Source organism: Ochrobactrum sp. 19YEA23, assembly GCF_029909865.1.
Lineage (GTDB): Bacteria > Pseudomonadota > Alphaproteobacteria > Rhizobiales > Rhizobiaceae > Brucella > Brucella gambitense.
The window spans coordinates 471,130-488,527 of record NZ_JASAMQ010000004.1 but is presented as its reverse complement, the minus strand read 5'-3'; the positions used below and the strand labels follow the sequence as shown (position 1 = coordinate 488,527).

Sequence of the window (17,398 nt, the reverse complement as noted above, 5' to 3'; positions counted from 1 at the left end):
TCAGATCAGGTGTCCGCCTTACCGGCGGGTCAAGGTAGTTACGGCTCGATCATGCTTCAGCCGTTTTATTCTCGACCAATCCAGACTGGTCTTCGCCGACAAAAGAAAGGTCGATCCCGTGTCCTATCGTGTTGCGATCATCGAACTCATCAATGAAAGTAATACCTTCACGCGAAATCGCACGAGCATCAGCGATTTCAGGGCGTCGCATTATTTCAAGGGCGATGAGATTCCGGCCAATTTCCGTGGCACGGGCTCGGAAGTCGGCGGCGCGATAAGGGTCGCAGATGAGAAGGGATGGACGCCTGTCTACATCACAGCCGCCCATGCGGAACCGAATGGCGCGGTGCTGGAAAGCGCGCGTGTGGAAATCACCAGTGAATGCCTGCGGCGACTGAAGGAGTCCGGACCGTTCGACGGACTTTTCGTCGCCCTGCATGGGGCAATGGTGACGGAAACGGATCAGGATGGCGATAGCCAGTTCCTGCGCGAAATCCGCTCAGTGGTTGGATATGATGTGCCGATTGCCATCACGCTTGATCTCCATGCGAATATTTTCGATGAGCTGGCTGATCTAGCGCAGATCGCCGTTTCATTCAGGACCTATCCGCATATCGATATGAATGAGGTTGGGGTTGAAGCCTGCACGTTGCTGGACCGGGCGATGAAGGGTGAGATTGAACCCGCTCTCGCCATCGCGCGTCCGCCGATGCTGCTTGGTTGCGATGACGGACGCACAACGGATAATGGCCCGATGTGCCGCCTGCTCGAAAGCGCGGCCCGTGAAATGCAACAGCCCGGCATCCTCAATGTAGCAATCAATGCCGGTTTTACCGATGCTGACGTCTGGGCGGCGGGGCCAAGTGTCATCGTGACCTTCGATACGAAAAGCGTCGAGCGGCAAACTGCCAGCGATGTGGCGGAGAAAATCTGCGACGAAATCTGGGCTTATAAGGATCAATGGTCACAGCCTCTGCCGCTTGATGAATGCATTGAGCAGTTGAAAGAGGCGCGTGGCGGCGAGGGCACGATTGTCGTTGCCGATTTCTCGGACAATCCCGGCTCGGGCGCCTATAGCGATTGCACCGCGCTGATTGCGGCGATGCTGGAAGCCGGCGTGACCAAAGCTGCCGCGGGCGCATTGCTCGACCCGGAAGCCGTGGCCGAGATTGCAGCCAAGGCAATTGGCGAGACCATCACGGTGACGATTGGCGGCAAGTCCGACCCAACGGTCGGCGGTGGACCGCTGACGGTGACGGGGAGTGTCATCGCGGTCAGTGAGGGCAGCTTTGTCTTTGAAGGCCCGATGTTTACGGGCCTGCCCGGAACGACCGGAAAATCCGTGTGCCTGCGCGTGGACGGGATCGATATCATGATCGTCTCCGAACGGATGCAGATGCTCGATCAGAACATCTTCCGGATCGTCGGCATCGAACCGAAGGAAAAGGCGATTGTTGCGGTCAAATCGATGCAGCATTTCAAAGGGGCTTTCGGCCCGATCGCAACGCAGATCATCGTGACCGACGCAGGTGGTCTGAGTTCACCAGACCTGTCGAGACGCACTTATTCCCGGTTGCGACGTCCGGTTTTCCCGCTGGATGTTTTGCCAGACCGGCAACAGTAAGTGCGCTGACAAATCTATTAGAATTTTGACAAAACACGAGGAATTTGACACGGTCGAGGGTGCAATAAGGACGGCGTTTTGCCCCCACTCAGTTCCCAGATTGATGATCATTTGTACCCAGGGATGGAATACCCGATGCAGGCAGCGCCAATTTTCGCCGGATTAAAGATCGAGGCGGCTGAAATACGAGTCATACGGTTGCCGCTGCTCGTGCCTTTCGTGATCTCCACCGGCACAATGACCGAGAAGATCATACCGATCCTCACCTTGAAAGCGGAAGGCCTTGAAGGCTATGCCGAAGGCGTGATGGACCCCTTGCCGGATTATCTGGAAGAAACCATTTCCGGCTCGCTCTCGTTCCTGCGCGATGTGCTGCTGCCACAGATCGTCGGAAAGCATTTCAATGGCCCAGCCGATCTGGCCACCATTCTCGATCCGTGGCGCGGACATAGAATGAGCAAGGCCATGGTTGAAATGGCCGTCTGGGACCTGTGGGCAAAAGCGCTGAACCTGCCATTGAGCGTTGCGCTCGGCGGCGTTCGCGATGCCATCGATGTTGGCGTCAGCCTTGGCATTGCCGATATTCCAACAACGATTGACCGCGTCGCGGCTTCGCTCGATGCCGGTTACAAGCGCGTGAAGCTGAAGATCAAGCGCGGCCATGATCTTGCGATGCTGCAAGCCGTTCGTGACCGCTTTCCGGAAGCCAAGCTTACCGTCGATGCCAACACGGATTACCGCCTGTCCGACCTCCCGCTGCTGAAAGCGATGGATGCTTTCGCGCTCGATTATATCGAGCAGCCGCTGGCATTCGACGATATTACCGACCATGTGCATGTGCAGGAAAAACTGCTGACGGCCATTTGTCTGGACGAAAGCATTCGCTCTTCGGTCGATGCGCGCAAGGCGCTCGTTGCACGTGCGTGCCGCGTCATCAACATCAAGGTGGGGCGTGTCGGCGGCCATAGCGCGTCACGGGCCATCCATGATGTCTGTGCTGCTTTCGATGTGCCCGTATGGTGCGGCGGTATGCTGGAAGCAGGCATCGGACGGGCGCATAATATTCACCTGTCGACGCTGGCAAACTTCACCAAGCCGGGGGATACCTCATCCGCCAGCCGCTATTTCCCGCGCGACATTGTCAATGAGCCGCTTGAAGCCGAAAACGGCCGCATGGCCGTGCCGAAAAACGGCCCGGGCATCGGTGTGACTCTCGACCGTGCCTTCCTCGAAACGGTGACGAACCACCGCGAGGAATTTGCCGCATGAGCGACATCGTCATCCGCGAACTCGCATCTCTGGCCGAGATGAAGGATTCGGAAAATGTTCAGCGGCTTGTCTGGGGCGATGACGATCCCGTCGATGCTTCTGATCTGCTGCTCGCCATCCAGCATGAAGGTGGCCTTGTCGCCGGTGCTTTCGAGGGTGACAAGATGATGGGTTTCATCTTCGGCTTCCCGAGCGCGACGCCGGGTATTCAGCATTCGCATCGTCTGGCGGTTTTGCCGGAAGCGAGAGGCCTGAGGCTTGGCGCGCGCATGAAATGGTTCCAGCGTGACTGGTGCCTTGCGCGAGGCGTGACGCTTGTGCGCTGGACCTATGATCCCATTCGCGCGGTCAATGCCGGTTTGAATATTGCAAGCCTTGGCGCTACATCGGCCACCTATCATATCGACTATTACGGTCCCATGGTCGGCATCAATGCCGGTCTTCCGTCAGATCGTATTGTGGCCGACTGGCAGTTGGATGATCCACTCGTTGAAGCCCGTTCTCACGGGCAGAAGCTCGAGTTTCCCGCTGATATTCGTCGTGTGGAATTCCCCGGTGATATCGACCAGTTGCTGGCGACTGATCCGGCGGCGGCCATGGCGGCGCGGTTGTCGCTTCGCGAGACGCTGCTTGCCGCCTTTGCCGAGGGGCAGCGCATTGTGGGCTTCGATCCCAAAACACCGGCCTATCTGCTGCGCTGAAGCCTTGCTTCGCGACCGCACAATGCTTTTCGTAATTTCAAAAGCCCGCATCCGATCATCGGCTGCGGGCTGACTTTTTTCTGCGCAGCGCTAGTTACATCTCACGACGGATGCAACCGCCGACGCTTACACCGATTTTTGAAAGGCAGAACAAGTTCTCGCGTGTATGTTGTGTCATCGACAGAGTGCAGGCTGCGAAAGGAAAAGCGAATTGGCTCAGCATCGCGTAGTGATTGTCGGCGGCGGTTTTGCGGGTTTGCAACTGGCGAAAGATCTGCAAGGCCCGGATACATCGATCACGATTATCGATCGCAGAAATCATCATCTCTTTCAGCCTCTGTTGTATCAGGTTGCTACGACTGTTCTTGCCACGTCGGAAATTGCATGGCCGATCCGCTCGGTTTTTCGCAATCGCGAAGAGGTTTCCACTCTGCTGGCTGAAGTGACCGGCGTGGATACCGAGGCGCGCAAGGTCCATCTCCGTGATGGTCCCAGCGTCGATTACGACACGCTTGTGCTTGCGACTGGTGCGCGGCACGCCTATTTCGGGCGCGACGAGTGGGAGCCCTATGCGCCGGGCCTGAAGACGCTGGAAGATGCAACGACAATTCGCCGTCGCCTCCTGCTGGCTTTCGAACAGGCCGAGCTGGAAACCGATCCCGAGATTCGCAAAGCGCTACTGACATTCAGCATCATTGGCGCGGGGCCAACCGGCGTTGAGCTTGCAGGGATCATTGCGGAACTGGCCCATCGCACTCTGGTCAAGGAATTCCGCAATATCGATACGTCCACAGCGCGCATCATTCTCATCGAAGCAGGGCCGCGTATTCTGCCGGTTTTCCCGCCGGCGCTCTCGGAATATGCGGAGAAGTCGCTGACGAAAATGGGTGTCGAGGTCAGAACCGGAACGCCCGTCACGGCCTGCGATGCAAGGGGCATCTCGATTGGTGACGAACAGGTCGCCAGCCGCACTGTTATCTGGGCGGCGGGCGTGCAGGCATCGAAAGCCGCCGAATGGGTGGGCGCGGAACAGGATCGCGCGGGCCGCGCGGTGGTGGAGCCTGACCTGACGGTGAAGGGCCATTCTGAGATCTTCATTGTCGGGGATACGGCTCTGGTCAAAACCGCCGATGGCAAGCCGGTTCCGGGCATTGCGCCAGCCGCCAAGCAGCAGGGCAAATATGTGGCGCGGGTAATTAATGCGCGCTTTGCCAATCGTGAGGTGCCGGGCCCGTTCCGCTACAAGCATCTTGGCAACCTTGCCACCATTGGTCCCAGTGCTGCGGTTATCGATTTCGGGTCACTGCGTCTGAAGGGCTGGATCGCCTGGTGGATATGGGGGCTTGCCCATATCTATTTTCTCATTGGTACGCGCAGCCGTCTGGCAGTGGCGCTCAGCTGGCTTTGGGTCTTCATTTCGGGACAGCATTCGGCACGCCTCATTACGCAGAAAGAAACGCTGAAAGATGAAGTGTGAACGGGTCGCCGACAGCATGTTCGCGCCAACGCGATAGTGAATTTCGTTCGCGCAAGTCCATGATAAGCTGCCTCATTCTTAATGAGGAGATATGAGAATGCGCTTGATGATGGGAATGCTGCTGGCGGGTGTCAGCATTTTGGGTGGAGCAAGTTTCGCGCAGGCTGAGGAAAGCGTGGAAGTCCTGCATTACTGGACTTCAGGTGGCGAAGCCGCCGCGCTTAATCTCCTGAAGGAAAACCTTCAGAAACAAGGTATTGGCTGGGTCGACATGCCGGTTGCCGGTGGTGCGGGCGAGGCGGCCATGACGACCTTGCGCGCTCGTGTGACAGCAGGCAATCCCCCTGCCGCCGTGCAGATGCAGGGCTTCGATATTCTGGATTGGGCACAGCAGGGCGTGCTCGGCAATCTGGACGAAGTCGCCGACAAGGAAGGCTGGGACAAGGTTATCCCGCCCGCAATCCAGCACTTCTCGAAATATGACGGTCACTGGATCGCAGCACCGGTCAATGTGCATTCCACCAACTGGGCATGGTACAACAAGGCCGCGCTCGATAAGGCTGGCGGAAAAGTGCCGCAGAACTGGGATGAACTTGTCGCGCTGCTCGACAAGTTCAAGGCGCAGGGGATCACGCCGATTGCCCATGGCGGCCAGCCCTGGCAGGAAGCGCTTATCTTCACCAGCGTCGTGATGTCGTTCGGGCCGGATTTCTACAAGAAGGCGCTGATCGATCTCGATCCGGAAGCCCTGAAGAGTGATACCATGAAGCAGGTATTCGAGCGGATGGCGAAGCTGCGCACCTATGTGGACGACAATTTCTCCGGGCGTGACTGGAATCTTGCCTCTGCCATGGTCATCGATGACAAGGCGGGCGTGCAGTTCATGGGCGACTGGGCCAAGGGCGAATTCACCAAGGCCGGGAAAAAGCCAGGTGCGGATTTCGTTTGCGGTCGTTTCCCGGGAACGGAAGGTTCCGTGGCTTTCAATGCCGATCAGTTCGCCGTCTTTGAAGTGGGTAAAGACAAGCGCAAGGCGCAGCTTGCACTTGCAACCGCTGTGGAAGACGTCAATTTCCAGTCGGCCTTCAATGTGGTGAAAGGCTCTGCGCCGGCGCGTACCGATGTTCCGACCACGGCATTCGACGAATGTGGGCAAAAGGCGATCAAGGATCTGGCAGCCGCCGACAAGAGCGGATCGTTGCTCGGTTCCTTCTCGCAGTCGCACGCACAGCCGACCGCGATCAAGAATGCGATGTTCGACGTCATCACACGCCAGTTCAACGGTCAGCTGACAGCGGATCAGGCGGTGGAAGAGCTGAGCTCCGCCATCGACATGGCGAAGTAAGGAAACATGCCACGCTGAAGCCAATTCAGCGAGGCACATAAAAAAGCCTCCCCCGAACATTCGGGGGAGGCTTTTTCGTCAGAGCAGTATTTATGCCAGATCGAAACGGTCGGCGTTCATCACCTTGGTCCAGGCGGCAACGAAGTCCTTCACGAACTTCTCCTTGCTGTCATCCTGGGCATAGACTTCCGCATAAGCGCGAAGGATCGAATTCGAACCGAAAACGAGATCGACGCGTGTTGCGGTGAACTTCGGCGTACCGGTCTTGCGGTCGCGGATTTCGTAGAGGCCTTCGCCCGTCGGAACCCACGAATTATGCATGTCGGTGAGCGTGACGAAGAAGTCCGTCGTCAAAGCGCCGACCTTATCCGTGAAGACGCCATGCGACGTGCCGCCGTGGTTGGTGCCGATGGCGCGCAGGCCGCCGACGAGGACCGTCATTTCAGGGGCGGTGAGGCCCATGAGCTGTGCCCGGTCGAGGAGCAGTTCCTCGGCGCTGACCACATAGTCCTTCTTCTGCCAGTTGCGGAAACCGTCTGCCAGCGGTTCAAGCGGAGCGAAGCTTTCAGCATCGGTCTGCTCGGCCGTTGCATCGCCGCGTCCCGGAGCGAATGGCACTTCAATGTCGACACCGGCGGCCTTGGCTGCCTGTTCCACACCATAATTGCCAGCCAGCACGATGACATCGGCCAGGCTTGCGCCGGATGCCGCTGCGATCGGTTCCAGAACCGAGAGAACACGGGCCAGCCGTTCCGGCTCGTTGCCTTCCCAATCCTTCTGCGGAGCGAGACGGATACGAGCGCCGTTTGCGCCGCCGCGGAAGTCCGAACCGCGATAGGTGCGGGCGCTGTCCCATGCGGTCGAAACCAGATCGGCAACCGAAAGACCGGAAGCAGCGATCTTGGCCTTGAGGCCCTTGACGTCGTAATCAGTGCGGCCAGCCGGGATCGGATCCTGCCAGATCAGATCTTCGGTTGGAGCATCCGGGCCGATGTAACGGGTCTTCGGGCCCATGTCGCGATGGGTCAGCTTGAACCATGCGCGGGCAAAGACTTCCGAGAACGCGTCAAAGTCGTTCATGAAACGCTCGGAAATCGCGCGGTAGATCGGATCTACCTTCAACGCCATATCCGCATCGGTCATCATCGGGTTCAGACGGATCGACGGGTCTTCCACGTCAACCGGCTTGTCCTGCTCGGCAATCGAAATGGGTTCCCATTGCGATGCGCCAGCCGGGCTCTTCACCAGATGCCAGTCGTGCTTGAACAGCATTTCGAAGAAGCCGTTGTCCCACTTGGTCGGTTCCGTGGTCCATGCACCTTCGAGGCCTGAAACAACCGTGTCGCGACCGATGCCGCGGCCCTTGGTGTTCATCCAGCCAAGTCCCTGATATTCAGGGCCTGCATCTTCCGGATCCGGGCTGAGGTTAGACGGATCGCCATTGCCATGGGTTTTGCCGATGGTGTGGCCACCGGCCGTTAGGGCGACCGTTTCCTCGTCGTCCATACCCATACGGGCAAAGGTTTCGCGCATTTGCGCTGCTGTTGCCAGCGGATCGGACTTGCCGTTGACGCCTTCCGGGTTGACATAGATGAGGCCCATCTGGACCGCAGCAAGCGGATTATCCAGCGTGCTCGGCTTCGTCACATCGCCGTAGCGACCGTCGCTTGGCGCCAGCCATTCCTTTTCGTTGCCCCAGTAGGTGTCCTTTTCAGGAGCCCAGATATCTTCGCGACCGAAGGCGAATCCATAGGTCTTGAGACCGGCAACGTCATAGGCAATCGTACCGGCAAGCGCGATCAGGTCGGCCCAGGAAAGCCGGTTGCCGTACTTCTTCTTGATCGGCCATAGCAGGCGGCGACCTTTGTCGGTGTTGACGTTATCCGGCCAGGAATTGAGCGGAGCAAAACGCTGGTTGCCGGTGCTGGCGCCACCGCGACCGTCAGAGGTGCGGTAGGAACCGGCGGCGTGCCAGGTCACACGAGCCATCATGCCGACATAGCTGCCCCAGTCCGCGGGCCACCACTCCTGACTGTCCGTCATGAGCGCGCGCAGATCGGCCTTGAGAGCTTCCACGTCGAGCTTCTTCAGCTCTTGCCTATAATCGAAGTTCTTGCCCAGCGGATTGGTCTTGGTGTCATGCTGGTGCAGAATGTCGAGGTTCAGCGCATTGGGCCACCATTCCATGACAGAATTGCCAAGTGCGGTATTGCCGCCATGCATGACCGGACATTTTCCGGCCGATTTCGTCTTTACGTCCATGATTGCTCTCCGATGGCTTTCCCAAAGATGGCTTTCGCTAGATAGAACGAGCGGCTGACACTGGCACGCCAAAGCGACCGCTTTATGAAGGCGGTCACTCCGGAACCAACAGTCAGTATGGGTACGGTAACCAATGCGTTCGATAAATTCCAATTGTATATTCTAAAGGCTGCGATATGCTGAGCTTATGATTGGCCTCTCCATGAAACACCTCCGCTACTTCGATTCACTGGCGCGCTTGAGCCATTTTGGACGTGCGGCGGCGGCATGTTCCATCTCGCAACCCGCATTGTCTTTGCAGATCAAGGAACTGGAAGACCTGATCGGCGCGCCTCTGGTGGAGCGTGGCGGCAGGCAAATTCGCCTGACCGGACTTGGCGAAGAATTTGCAGAAAGAGTGCGCGGCATTCTGCGCTCGGTCGACGAGCTGGAAGAGCTGGCGCGCGCGGCGCATGACCCGTTCACGGGTCGCCTGCGCCTCGGCGTGATCCCGACGGTTGCGCCTTATCTTTTGCCGGAAGTGATCAAGACGCTGACCCAGCGTTATCCGGGGCTGGAACCGCGCCCGCGTGAGGCGATCACCCAGAAGCTGATCGAAGACCTGCTGGAAGCGCGACTGGATGCGGCGATTGTCGCCTTGCCGATTTCCGAGCCCGCCTTGCAGGAAGTTCCTCTCTTTGAGGAGGAATTTGTCCTGATGCGCCCGCTGGAAGATGCTGACAAGCCGGTTCCGAGCGCTGAAAAACTGCATGAAATGCGATTGCTGCTTCTGGAAGAAGGGCATTGTTTCCGCGATCAGGCCTTGTCCTTCTGCAACATTACCAATGCGCCGCCGCGTGAACTGATGGAAGGCAGCTCGCTGTCGACCCTCGTTCAGATGGTGGGCGCTGGTATCGGCATCACGCTGGTGCCGGAGATGGCTGTCTATACGGAGACACTCGCGGCAAATGTCTGCATGTTCCGCCTTGCCGAGCCGCGCCCGTCGCGAACCATCGGTCTGGTCTGGCGCAAAAGCAATCCGCTGTCGTCCCAGCTCAAACAGATTGCCGAGATCGTTCGGGAAGTGGGCTTGCACCATCAGGACCGAATGCAGACGCTGCTGAGCCACTGAGTGGGCATCAGTCGCCTGTGCATGGCTGATGAGAGAGCTAATCACCCGTCCAGAACTTCGCCGACAACCTTGCCAGCCACTGACGTGCAGCGCAGATAAACCCGGTTGACGGAAACGTCAGGCAGGGGCTTTTCAAAACCATCGCGGGCATGAAAGCCGTTGGCATTATTGACGATGATCAGTCTACGGCTTTCCTGCGGGATGGAATAGCGAAATTTGTTTGCTGATATGGCGTTTACGATGTCGGTGACAACGTCGTGGGATTGGCTGTGTTCTTCGCCGACGGTCCCGTCGAAACTTCCACTCATATAGGTTGTGGTGGAGCCATTCTGGGCGCTACTGAAAATGGCCGCTTTGACACGATGCTCTATGACCATCACATCATTCTGCCCATCTTCGTAGACGGCTGGGTTGAGCCTGAAATAATATTCCTTCGATAAGCCAACCTTGTTCACAAGCTCGGCAATGCCGTCGATTTTACATGTCGGCACCCAGTGGAAACAGCCGCGCTCTTCGAAATTAATGGCGATATTATAAAGCGCTATATAGTCGGGAACGGCTAATGTCTTCCCGGTAACGGAGCTGTCAGAGTGAAACTCCAGTCGGCTTAATGGAACCAGATCCTGCAGGCCGACGCGCTCCAGCCTTTGGCGGCTGTCTGTGGAGGTTGTAAAGACCGAAAATGGTGTCTGGTTTCGCCCATCATAGAGGGTCGGCATAAGCGCCTGAACCAGTGAGATGCCAAGCAGCGCTCCGGCAATGGCGTCTAACGTGGCGTCTTCAAAGATGGATGGAATATCGACTGCGACGATCCCAATTTCGGGACTATCCAACTGAAACTGCAGGTCGGTGAGTAAATCCGCGAAGACGTATGCTGCCTGACTTGCCAAATCTGCTGTCAGCTCTTTGTCGCGCAAATCCGCGAGCGAGATCATGATGCCGTTCTTCGTCAGATACTGATCGCAGAAATCATTTGCTGCTTCCGGAGCAAGCGAAAAGATAACCGGCGTTTCAAAGTGTTTCGTCATAAAGTCATCCCTCCAAATAAAAATTAGGGGGCGAAGTACCCCCTAATCTCCATCCAGCATTGATTAATGAGCTAAAGCAGAGTTTTAATTATTTCTTTTTATCAGAACCGACGCAGCCGTTCAGGTTGTGATCAGGGGCCAATGTTGAGGACAGGCCCTTGAGAACATCTTCAAAGGCGACCGTGGCTTTGCTTGCAGGGTTGCTGATAATAGGCATTGTACTTCTCCCAATTTTTTAAAGTGGGCCTTAATATGAAGGCAGCTTATTATTGATGTATTTTATTATTTCGCGAAACAGCAAAGGAGCGCTGGCAATTTTATATAAGCGATCGCTTGTATGCTTCTCTTAATTGCGAGCGAGATTGTTGGCGAGGTTTCCTCCTCATATTCCCGGCCGTCCAGCGGTGGTTGCATCCCCAGGCAATAGCGGCTAAGTCAGTCATGTTACGATATTACATAACGAATCGGAGCTGGAGAGAAGACTATGAGAAAGCTACTCATGTCGATAGGATTGTGCGCCGCCATGGTGATGTCGGGTCAGGCAATGGCCGAGACAAAGGAAAAGTCCGCGTCGGATCACGGCCATTCACATAGCCATGGGACCAAGCAGGACCAGGAAATCTACAAGGGATATTTCAAAGACGAACAGGTGAAGGACCGTAAGCTCTCTGATTGGGAAGGGGACTGGCAGTCGGTATATTCCTATCTGCAAGACGGAACGCTTGATGCCGTTTTCGCTGATAAGGCAAAGCATGGGGATAAATCCGCCAAGGAATATCGGGATTATTATGAAGCCGGTTATCGCACCGACACAGGTCGCATTGTGATCAAGGGCGATATGGTTTCCTTCTACGAAGGCGATAAAGCTGCGTCGGGAAAATATGCAAGCGACGGCTATGAGACCCTGAATTACGCCAAGGGCAATCGCGGCGTACGCTTCATTTTCAAGAAGGTCGAAGGCGATGCGGCTGCGCCTGACTATATGCAGTTCAGCGATCACCGCATAGCGCCAGCCAAAGCGGATCACTATCACCTCTATTGGGGCAATGATCGCGCAGCCTTGCTCAAAGAAGTCACCAACTGGCCGACCTATTATCCGTCATCGCTGAGCGGCAAAGATATTGCCGACGAGATGATGCATCACTAGCAAAACAGCTTCTGAACGGTCGGGTTAGGGGCTGTTCCTTAACCTGATCTGGAGATGATATCTCGTTTACGCAATCAAACAGGTTCGACAACGATTGCGCGCGCCATCGAAGCATTCAGCGCTTCGGATCTCGGCACCTTTCCCAAATACACCATCAAATCGTAAAACGTGTAATTGCTGCCTTGGTTTGTCTTTTTTCAGCTTCTATCCATTGTTTTTATTATCTTTTTTAAATTGCCTTCAAAAAGGTATGGTCATTTCGCTTCGTTTGATTTGTCTCTTTTGAAGGGAAGATACAAAAAAAAGCCCGCAAAGCGGGCTTCGTAAGTTTTCGGAATTGATTTTCTCACCGTCCCAAAGCGAAGGCTCCTCGCTTTTCAAGATCGGACAAATTGTAATAACTAGCCACGAATTTATTATCGTCGAAAAGTGGCGAGACGCCGAGATCTGCTAATCGCTTCTTCATCCCAACTCGGTTCACGCCGACCTTCTGACAGAAATCTACGAGAGAAATGAACTTGGATTTGAATTCTTGAAGCGAGTCCTCGTTAATCAATCGAGCCATTTTTGATGACCGCTTGTAATCCTTCTCCTTGATATAACCTCGCCTGAGAAGCTGCGATAGCGTGACATCCGATGTACCGAGTAAGTCGAGAGCCTGCTCGAAAGTTACGAAATTTTCTTGCATGTCAGACAGGCTCTGGAGTCGAATACGTTGAACTTCGAGCTTACTCACCCGTAGCCTTGTAAGCAGGCCGCCTTGGCCAGTAATGACACGAGCGTCTACAGAACCCTCGATAATCAGTTGAAGAATGTTTTCAAAAGCCATCGTAAAAGCGTGGGCGAGTTCCATTAGCGAACCCCACTCGTCTTCGTCATGTTCGACCGATTCCGCGTTCGCGAGCAACGCGGATTGAAAGCTGTCCAATTCCGCTTGAGGAATACGCAAATATCCCCTTTCGTTCTCTCGTTCTTCAACCTGGCCTACAAACCCGACTTTCACCAGCGTCCGGAACTGTTCTTCATCCACGCCGAGAATTTCTGCGGCAGCCGTAGATGTAAGGGTTTCGCTAGCGGCTTCTAAAATTGGACGGGCCCTCTCAGCATCAAAATAGATAGCCGAGTCATGCTGGTTGATGCGGTCGGTTAGTCCATGCGAAACAAGCAGGGTCTTAATGCGCTTTTTATGAATGCCGAAGTCTGTGTGAGCAGAGTTCACGCAATAGACATAGCGGTGCTCGACGGGATTGATAAAGGTCATGCCCGGGCCAAATGGCATATTCTTTTCGGCAATCTCCTGGAACAAAGACACAAGAGGCTGGTATGCTGGCTTCAGCTTGTTGCGGCGGAGCCAGTTGACAAGCGGACCGAAGAACTGCTCGACGAAACGAACCATCGGCCTTTTCTGTTCGATGGTTTCAATAATAATGCGTTCCAGTTCTGCCTGCCCTTTGCAGAGTAGCCTAAATCCCCATTCACGCTGGTCTGTCGCCTCGTCCCGAAAGTGGGTGAGCTTATGAATCGCAATGAACTTTCCCATATAACCAGAAAGCTCAGCAACGATATGTGCATCCAATGTGTCGACCAGATCGTCGGATTCGGCGCGTTTGAAAATGCGGTCGCGCAGAAACCGATCCAGCAAGGGTGCCGAGCTCCGCACATCATCATGCGCCTGTTCGCGGATTGTCTGGACATTTTGCTCGACGAACGTAGCAAAGTCGTCTCGCTGGTCAAAAGAGGGTACAAGGTGTTCGACCAACTTACACCCATGCTCTGGACATCCTTCGATACCGCGACAACTCCACCACGAGCGTGTATAGGGCTTGGCGATGGGGCGACCTGGTTGCCGATCAATGTCGTCAAGAACGCAATGCGGACAGTATCGGAGCATCTTTCCCGGACGCATCTCTTTATTGAAAATAGCGTGACCAAGCTTCCAGTTGGAACCCGGATGTTGATGGACGATGCTTGCATCCGCTAAGCGTTCAATGGAAATTCCTGAAAGCTCCGAGATTTCCGCAAGCGCGTCTTGATCTCCACGAACAATAGCTTCTCGGCTCGTGTGTGTGAAACCGAGCAATGATTGCAACGAGTCATAGCTATTCGCGCGCGCCAGACGCGACACGAGGCTGATCGGACTTTCGTCTTCGTGGAAGGGCAGGGTAACTGGCAATGTCATTTCTTGGTCCTTCCTTTTTTCTTCGGTTCGGTGGATGCAGACAGATCGGCGAGCACATGTTCAGGCGAGATTTCTGACCAACGTGCGGCTGAGAAGATATTGTGTTCGGGCAGGCAACCGCTCGATTCTTGATAGACAAATGCGAACGCACGATTTTCGAGCACTGTCCTGTCGTTTTTAACGGTCAGGATGCAAGCGGCCCGGATGGTTTCAACAATCTTGCCTAGGCCGCCTTGAGCCGAGTGACACAATCGTCCCACAAAGTCTGCTTCTCGCAGTTCATCCGCGATCTTCAGACCACAGATCTGTTCGGCAATTTTGGTCATGGCATCGTTGATGAATTGCTGATCATCAGTAGGGCTCTGCTCAACATAGCGAATGACCTTACTACGGTTCGCGAGCTGGAGATCATTTGTAAGCAATTTGGCAAGATCCGGCACACCCGAAAAGATCGTATGCAAAGGCCAGTCAGGAATCTGCATAAGGCTCTTCAGCCCGTCCTGGACTTCGGTGATCACCTTCTCACTATCGTGACGAATGAGGTGTTGAGCCTCATCGACGTGCAAATAGAGAATACCTCTCGCTTTCAACTGAGTTTTTACAACCGAAAACAGCTGGGTCTCAGTCTGCTTGGAGTTTGCTGGAAGCCCCATCGCGGACAGCAGTGTGATTGCAAACCCCTTCATGGTTGATGAGCTTGATGCCTCGATGCTGAGAAAAGGCGTGATGGTTTCGCCAAATTCATTTTCTCGCGGCTGAAACTCTGCGATGCGACCACAGTGATGTTTCAATGAATGGGATTTGCCGCTCCCGGATTCACCAATGACAAATAATGCAGTCTGGCGAGAGCCGCCGCCACCGTTCAGGTGATCATCGACGTTATCAACCATTCCTTGCAGCATATTGCGCAATTTTCTGTCGCGCGGACTTTCAAGATATGTGCCGTAGATATGTCTTTTGAGTTCTTTCAATTCGTCAGTGTTCATTGGTCCCGCCCTTCTTAAAATTCGTCGTAATAGCCGCTCCTTGAAACAGAGGTTTCTGTTTGAAGGTCGGTATCTGTATTGTTCGCTCTGGTTTCCAGCCGCTCGCTTTTCGCAGCCCGTTTTGCAGCTGCGATCTCTTTCTTCTGGACCGTTTGGTACTCGACAAATGCCGACTCATCCGCGAGCTTCATATCCCCCGGAAGAGAAGCGAGCGCTTCAAGTCCCTGCATCTGATCATCCGGCTTTGCGATCCAACTGCCACACAGTTCGGCTTCGAGCCTTGCCAGCGCATTACTATCCAATGATCGTGCACCCAGCTTGGCCCTGATCATCGCGGCATCACCGGAGGTCCGCAATTTATTGATCGCCCGGTACATAGCGGCGAGACCAGATTCACTTTCCTTGGCATTAGCCAGACGAAGCTGCTGCCGTGCTACGATCCATTCCTCAAGCGAAACGTTGTCATCCAGACCGATCTGGTTTTCGACTGAGAACCAGCCCTTATCCTTGCCCGCATAGACGGCAATGGATCGCAAATTGGCTGGATCGTACTTGATCTCAAAATCCGTCTGACCATGTTTCAGGCGTAGGCGCGTTAGCTCTTCGTTCGAATAAGGAACGCCCATGAAAGACACGCCATAGGACGAAATACGTCGCGAGACCTTCTCCCCGAAGATGTGAAGCATTTCTTCTTCGTCGGGCGCAACGTCGATTGGGTATCGCGAAGTCGCCTTGACCCAAGCATTGTGTGGTGTACCATCCGCGAGCCCTGCATGCTTCTTGTTGTGATAGATATCGCAGATCGCGTAGAGGAAGAACTTGATCAGCTCATCACTCTGCAGGCTTAAGCGTTCCTCCGGATTGTAGTCTCCTTTCTCGTGAATAGAACCGAAGGTTCGGCCATCAAAATGATGCGCCACCATCGGACCAATGGTTTTGAAAAGCCGTTCGATAAATGGTCTGGCTTGTGGTTCACCCGCTGGTGGTCGGGTAAACGCAATGCGTGCATTCCTCAAAACTTCCTGGGTCCGCTGGCTGACGAACTCCTTGCCGTTATCGCAATAGATCTGGCGAGGACGAAGGCGTCCAATCCAGGGCGTTTCGCAACCCAACGCAGTGGAAATATGCGTTTTGTCGGACATGATCATTCTGATTGCTTCGACGGCATTGGCCGCATTCGGATTGGTGCTCGCCTTAAAAGCCAACACATAGCGAGTGGACACGTCGATGGCGGCAGCGAACCAAATGCGAGTGCTTCCGATCTGATTACGGTAGCTTTCTGGTAGCAGGGACCACATCCCCGTTTCCACGAACAAGGACATCAATTCCACATTCCAGAAATCCATCTCGATCCGGTCACCCGGCACCTCGAAGTGGAAGCTCCGCTTTACGGAAGAAAGCCGTCTCTTGGCGTAAGCCTCCCCGTGTCGTCCAGCGACCTTTGCGTACTCATCAAAACCATCAATAATGCTATCGAATTTTGTGCGCGAAACCTTTTTGAGTTGAGAATCCCGTGACGAATTCATCTCAAAAAGCTTGGCCAGATAATCCTGATAAACCTGTGCCTTCGATTTCTTCCTGTTATCCATGTACCGAAGAGCTTCGCTATGCGCGAATGCAATCGATTCCGGATCAGCGGAACGATAATAGGTACCAGGACCATGGTGACGTTGAACCAATCCGAGGACGTCGCCTCCGCATCCGTGATACTTGGTGTAATCCCTCCAGAAAGTCTTTACCGATGGGGCGCGATAGAACGTGAGTTCCATCGGCCTGTCTGCGCGCCTGGCGCTTGGGAGAAGGTTTGACTGGATCTCGGCGTGCCAAGTATTCAGCAGATGCTGGAGCTTCTCATTGTTCCAACGTTTCCGCCCATATTCCGGGAATTCCGCGTCATAACGGTTGATCAGCTTTTCACGAACGAGAGCCAGCTTCTGAACTTTCTCAGGGAAATCAGAGAACTTTTTATCGCCGAAGATAATGCGTAGCTTCTGTTGCTCAGGTTCCTGATATCCATACCGAACCGAGGCGCGACCAGCAGAAATTTCATTATAGAGTTCCTGATGGCCGACAACGACTTCGTGGCTGTCGTCTTCCCTCTTGATGTGCCATCCCTCGTTGCCTCTGCAAACTGGAATCCAATGGGCGTTCTTATAGCTAAGCCTGTCGACCTTGCGCATGTTCACCAAAGAGCGCTGGAATGTGGCTGGCTGTGCAAAATAGCTGTTCATGCTAACCTCCTTTTTGAACGTAGCTGTATTGGTCGTCG

The 17,398-nt window shown here is 54.8% G+C and carries 13 protein-coding genes; 7 read left to right on the top strand and 6 right to left on the bottom strand.

All coding sequences use genetic code 11. The features are described from left to right. Positions 1 to 118 precede the first annotated feature (118 nt). From QBD01_RS13775 to QBD01_RS13755, 5 genes are all read left to right on the top strand, one after another. The gene (locus tag QBD01_RS13775; protein ID WP_280993275.1) at positions 119 to 1,624 is read left to right on the top strand and encodes a M81 family metallopeptidase; all 1,506 of its coding nucleotides are present in this window, start codon (positions 119 to 121) and stop codon (positions 1,622 to 1,624) included. A 135-nt stretch (positions 1,625 to 1,759) separates the two neighbouring features. Further along, positions 1,760 to 2,893 (top strand): o-succinylbenzoate synthase, encoded by a 1,134-nt coding sequence (gene menC, locus QBD01_RS13770; protein ID WP_280993274.1) that lies wholly within the window; start codon positions 1,760 to 1,762, stop codon positions 2,891 to 2,893. After that, positions 2,890 to 3,594, top strand: coding sequence for a GNAT family N-acetyltransferase (locus QBD01_RS13765; RefSeq protein WP_280993273.1), 705 nt, complete (start codon positions 2,890 to 2,892; stop codon positions 3,592 to 3,594). Before menC ends, QBD01_RS13765 begins: the two co-directional genes overlap by 4 nt. Before the next feature lie 211 nt (positions 3,595 to 3,805). Further along, positions 3,806 to 5,071, top strand: a complete 1,266-nt coding sequence (locus QBD01_RS13760) for an NAD(P)/FAD-dependent oxidoreductase (protein ID WP_280993272.1) — start codon at positions 3,806 to 3,808, stop codon at positions 5,069 to 5,071. A 97-nt stretch (positions 5,072 to 5,168) separates the two neighbouring features. Continuing rightward, a complete protein-coding gene (locus QBD01_RS13755) occupies positions 5,169 to 6,416 on the top strand; it encodes an ABC transporter substrate-binding protein (RefSeq protein WP_280993271.1) in 1,248 nt (415 codons plus the stop codon). Between the two features lie 90 nt (positions 6,417 to 6,506). Here QBD01_RS13755 and katG read toward each other — a convergent pair whose 3' ends face one another. After that, complete coding sequence (gene katG / locus QBD01_RS13750) at positions 6,507 to 8,678, bottom strand: catalase/peroxidase HPI (protein WP_280993270.1); 2,172 nt, start codon at positions 8,676 to 8,678, stop codon at positions 6,507 to 6,509. Positions 8,679 to 8,865: 187 nt separating this feature from the next. On the opposite strand from katG, the gene QBD01_RS13745 reads away from it, so the two are divergent. Continuing rightward, entirely contained in the window at positions 8,866 to 9,789 is a 924-nt protein-coding gene (locus tag QBD01_RS13745; RefSeq protein ID WP_280993269.1) for a hydrogen peroxide-inducible genes activator, read from the top strand. 41 nt (positions 9,790 to 9,830) lie between these two features. Here QBD01_RS13745 and QBD01_RS13740 read toward each other — a convergent pair whose 3' ends face one another. Together QBD01_RS13740 and QBD01_RS13735 are read right to left on the bottom strand one after the other, a co-directional pair. Further along, the gene (locus QBD01_RS13740; protein ID WP_280993268.1) at positions 9,831 to 10,817 is read right to left on the bottom strand and encodes a hypothetical protein; all 987 of its coding nucleotides are present in this window, start codon (positions 10,815 to 10,817) and stop codon (positions 9,831 to 9,833) included. Positions 10,818 to 10,905: 88 nt separating this feature from the next. Further along, entirely contained in the window at positions 10,906 to 11,034 is a 129-nt protein-coding gene (locus QBD01_RS13735; protein ID WP_280993267.1) for a hypothetical protein, read from the bottom strand. 267 nt (positions 11,035 to 11,301) lie between these two features. On the opposite strand from QBD01_RS13735, the gene QBD01_RS13730 reads away from it, so the two are divergent. Then, the gene (locus QBD01_RS13730) at positions 11,302 to 11,964 is read left to right on the top strand and encodes a metal-binding protein ZinT (RefSeq protein ID WP_280993266.1); all 663 of its coding nucleotides are present in this window, start codon (positions 11,302 to 11,304) and stop codon (positions 11,962 to 11,964) included. Positions 11,965 to 12,310: 346 nt separating this feature from the next. Here QBD01_RS13730 and QBD01_RS13725 read toward each other — a convergent pair whose 3' ends face one another. From QBD01_RS13725 to QBD01_RS13715, 3 genes are read right to left on the bottom strand one after another with little or no spacing between them, the layout of a single operon-like run. After that, entirely contained in the window at positions 12,311 to 14,143 is a 1,833-nt protein-coding gene (locus QBD01_RS13725; protein WP_280993265.1) for a TniQ family protein, read from the bottom strand. Then, positions 14,140 to 15,129, bottom strand: a complete 990-nt coding sequence (locus tag QBD01_RS13720; RefSeq protein ID WP_280993264.1) for an ATP-binding protein — start codon at positions 15,127 to 15,129, stop codon at positions 14,140 to 14,142. The genes QBD01_RS13725 and QBD01_RS13720 overlap by 4 nt, the downstream gene beginning before the upstream one ends. Positions 15,130 to 15,143: 14 nt before the next feature. Continuing rightward, the gene (locus QBD01_RS13715; RefSeq protein WP_280993263.1) at positions 15,144 to 17,360 is read right to left on the bottom strand and encodes a DDE-type integrase/transposase/recombinase; all 2,217 of its coding nucleotides are present in this window, start codon (positions 17,358 to 17,360) and stop codon (positions 15,144 to 15,146) included. Between the last annotated feature and the right edge of the window lie 38 nt (positions 17,361 to 17,398).

Excerpts from the sequence above, each read along its gene's own strand:
- QBD01_RS13740 (WP_280993268.1), bottom strand. The coding sequence starts at position 10,817 with ATGACGAAACACTTTGAAACGCCGGTTATCTTTTCGCTTGCTCCGGAA.
- katG (WP_280993270.1), bottom strand. The coding sequence starts at position 8,678 with ATGGACGTAAAGACGAAATCGGCCGGAAAATGTCCGGTCATGCATGGC.
- QBD01_RS13725 (WP_280993265.1), bottom strand. The coding sequence starts at position 14,143 with ATGACATTGCCAGTTACCCTGCCCTTCCACGAAGACGAAAGTCCGATC.
- QBD01_RS13765 (WP_280993273.1), top strand. The coding sequence starts at position 2,890 with ATGAGCGACATCGTCATCCGCGAACTCGCATCTCTGGCCGAGATGAAG.
- QBD01_RS13720 (WP_280993264.1), bottom strand. The coding sequence starts at position 15,129 with ATGAACACTGACGAATTGAAAGAACTCAAAAGACATATCTACGGCACA.
- QBD01_RS13730 (WP_280993266.1), top strand. The coding sequence starts at position 11,302 with ATGAGAAAGCTACTCATGTCGATAGGATTGTGCGCCGCCATGGTGATG.
- QBD01_RS13715 (WP_280993263.1), bottom strand. The coding sequence starts at position 17,360 with ATGAACAGCTATTTTGCACAGCCAGCCACATTCCAGCGCTCTTTGGTG.
- menC (WP_280993274.1), top strand. The coding sequence starts at position 1,760 with ATGCAGGCAGCGCCAATTTTCGCCGGATTAAAGATCGAGGCGGCTGAA.
- QBD01_RS13755 (WP_280993271.1), top strand. The coding sequence starts at position 5,169 with ATGCGCTTGATGATGGGAATGCTGCTGGCGGGTGTCAGCATTTTGGGT.
- QBD01_RS13745 (WP_280993269.1), top strand. The coding sequence starts at position 8,866 with ATGATTGGCCTCTCCATGAAACACCTCCGCTACTTCGATTCACTGGCG.
- QBD01_RS13735 (WP_280993267.1), bottom strand. The coding sequence starts at position 11,034 with ATGCCTATTATCAGCAACCCTGCAAGCAAAGCCACGGTCGCCTTTGAA.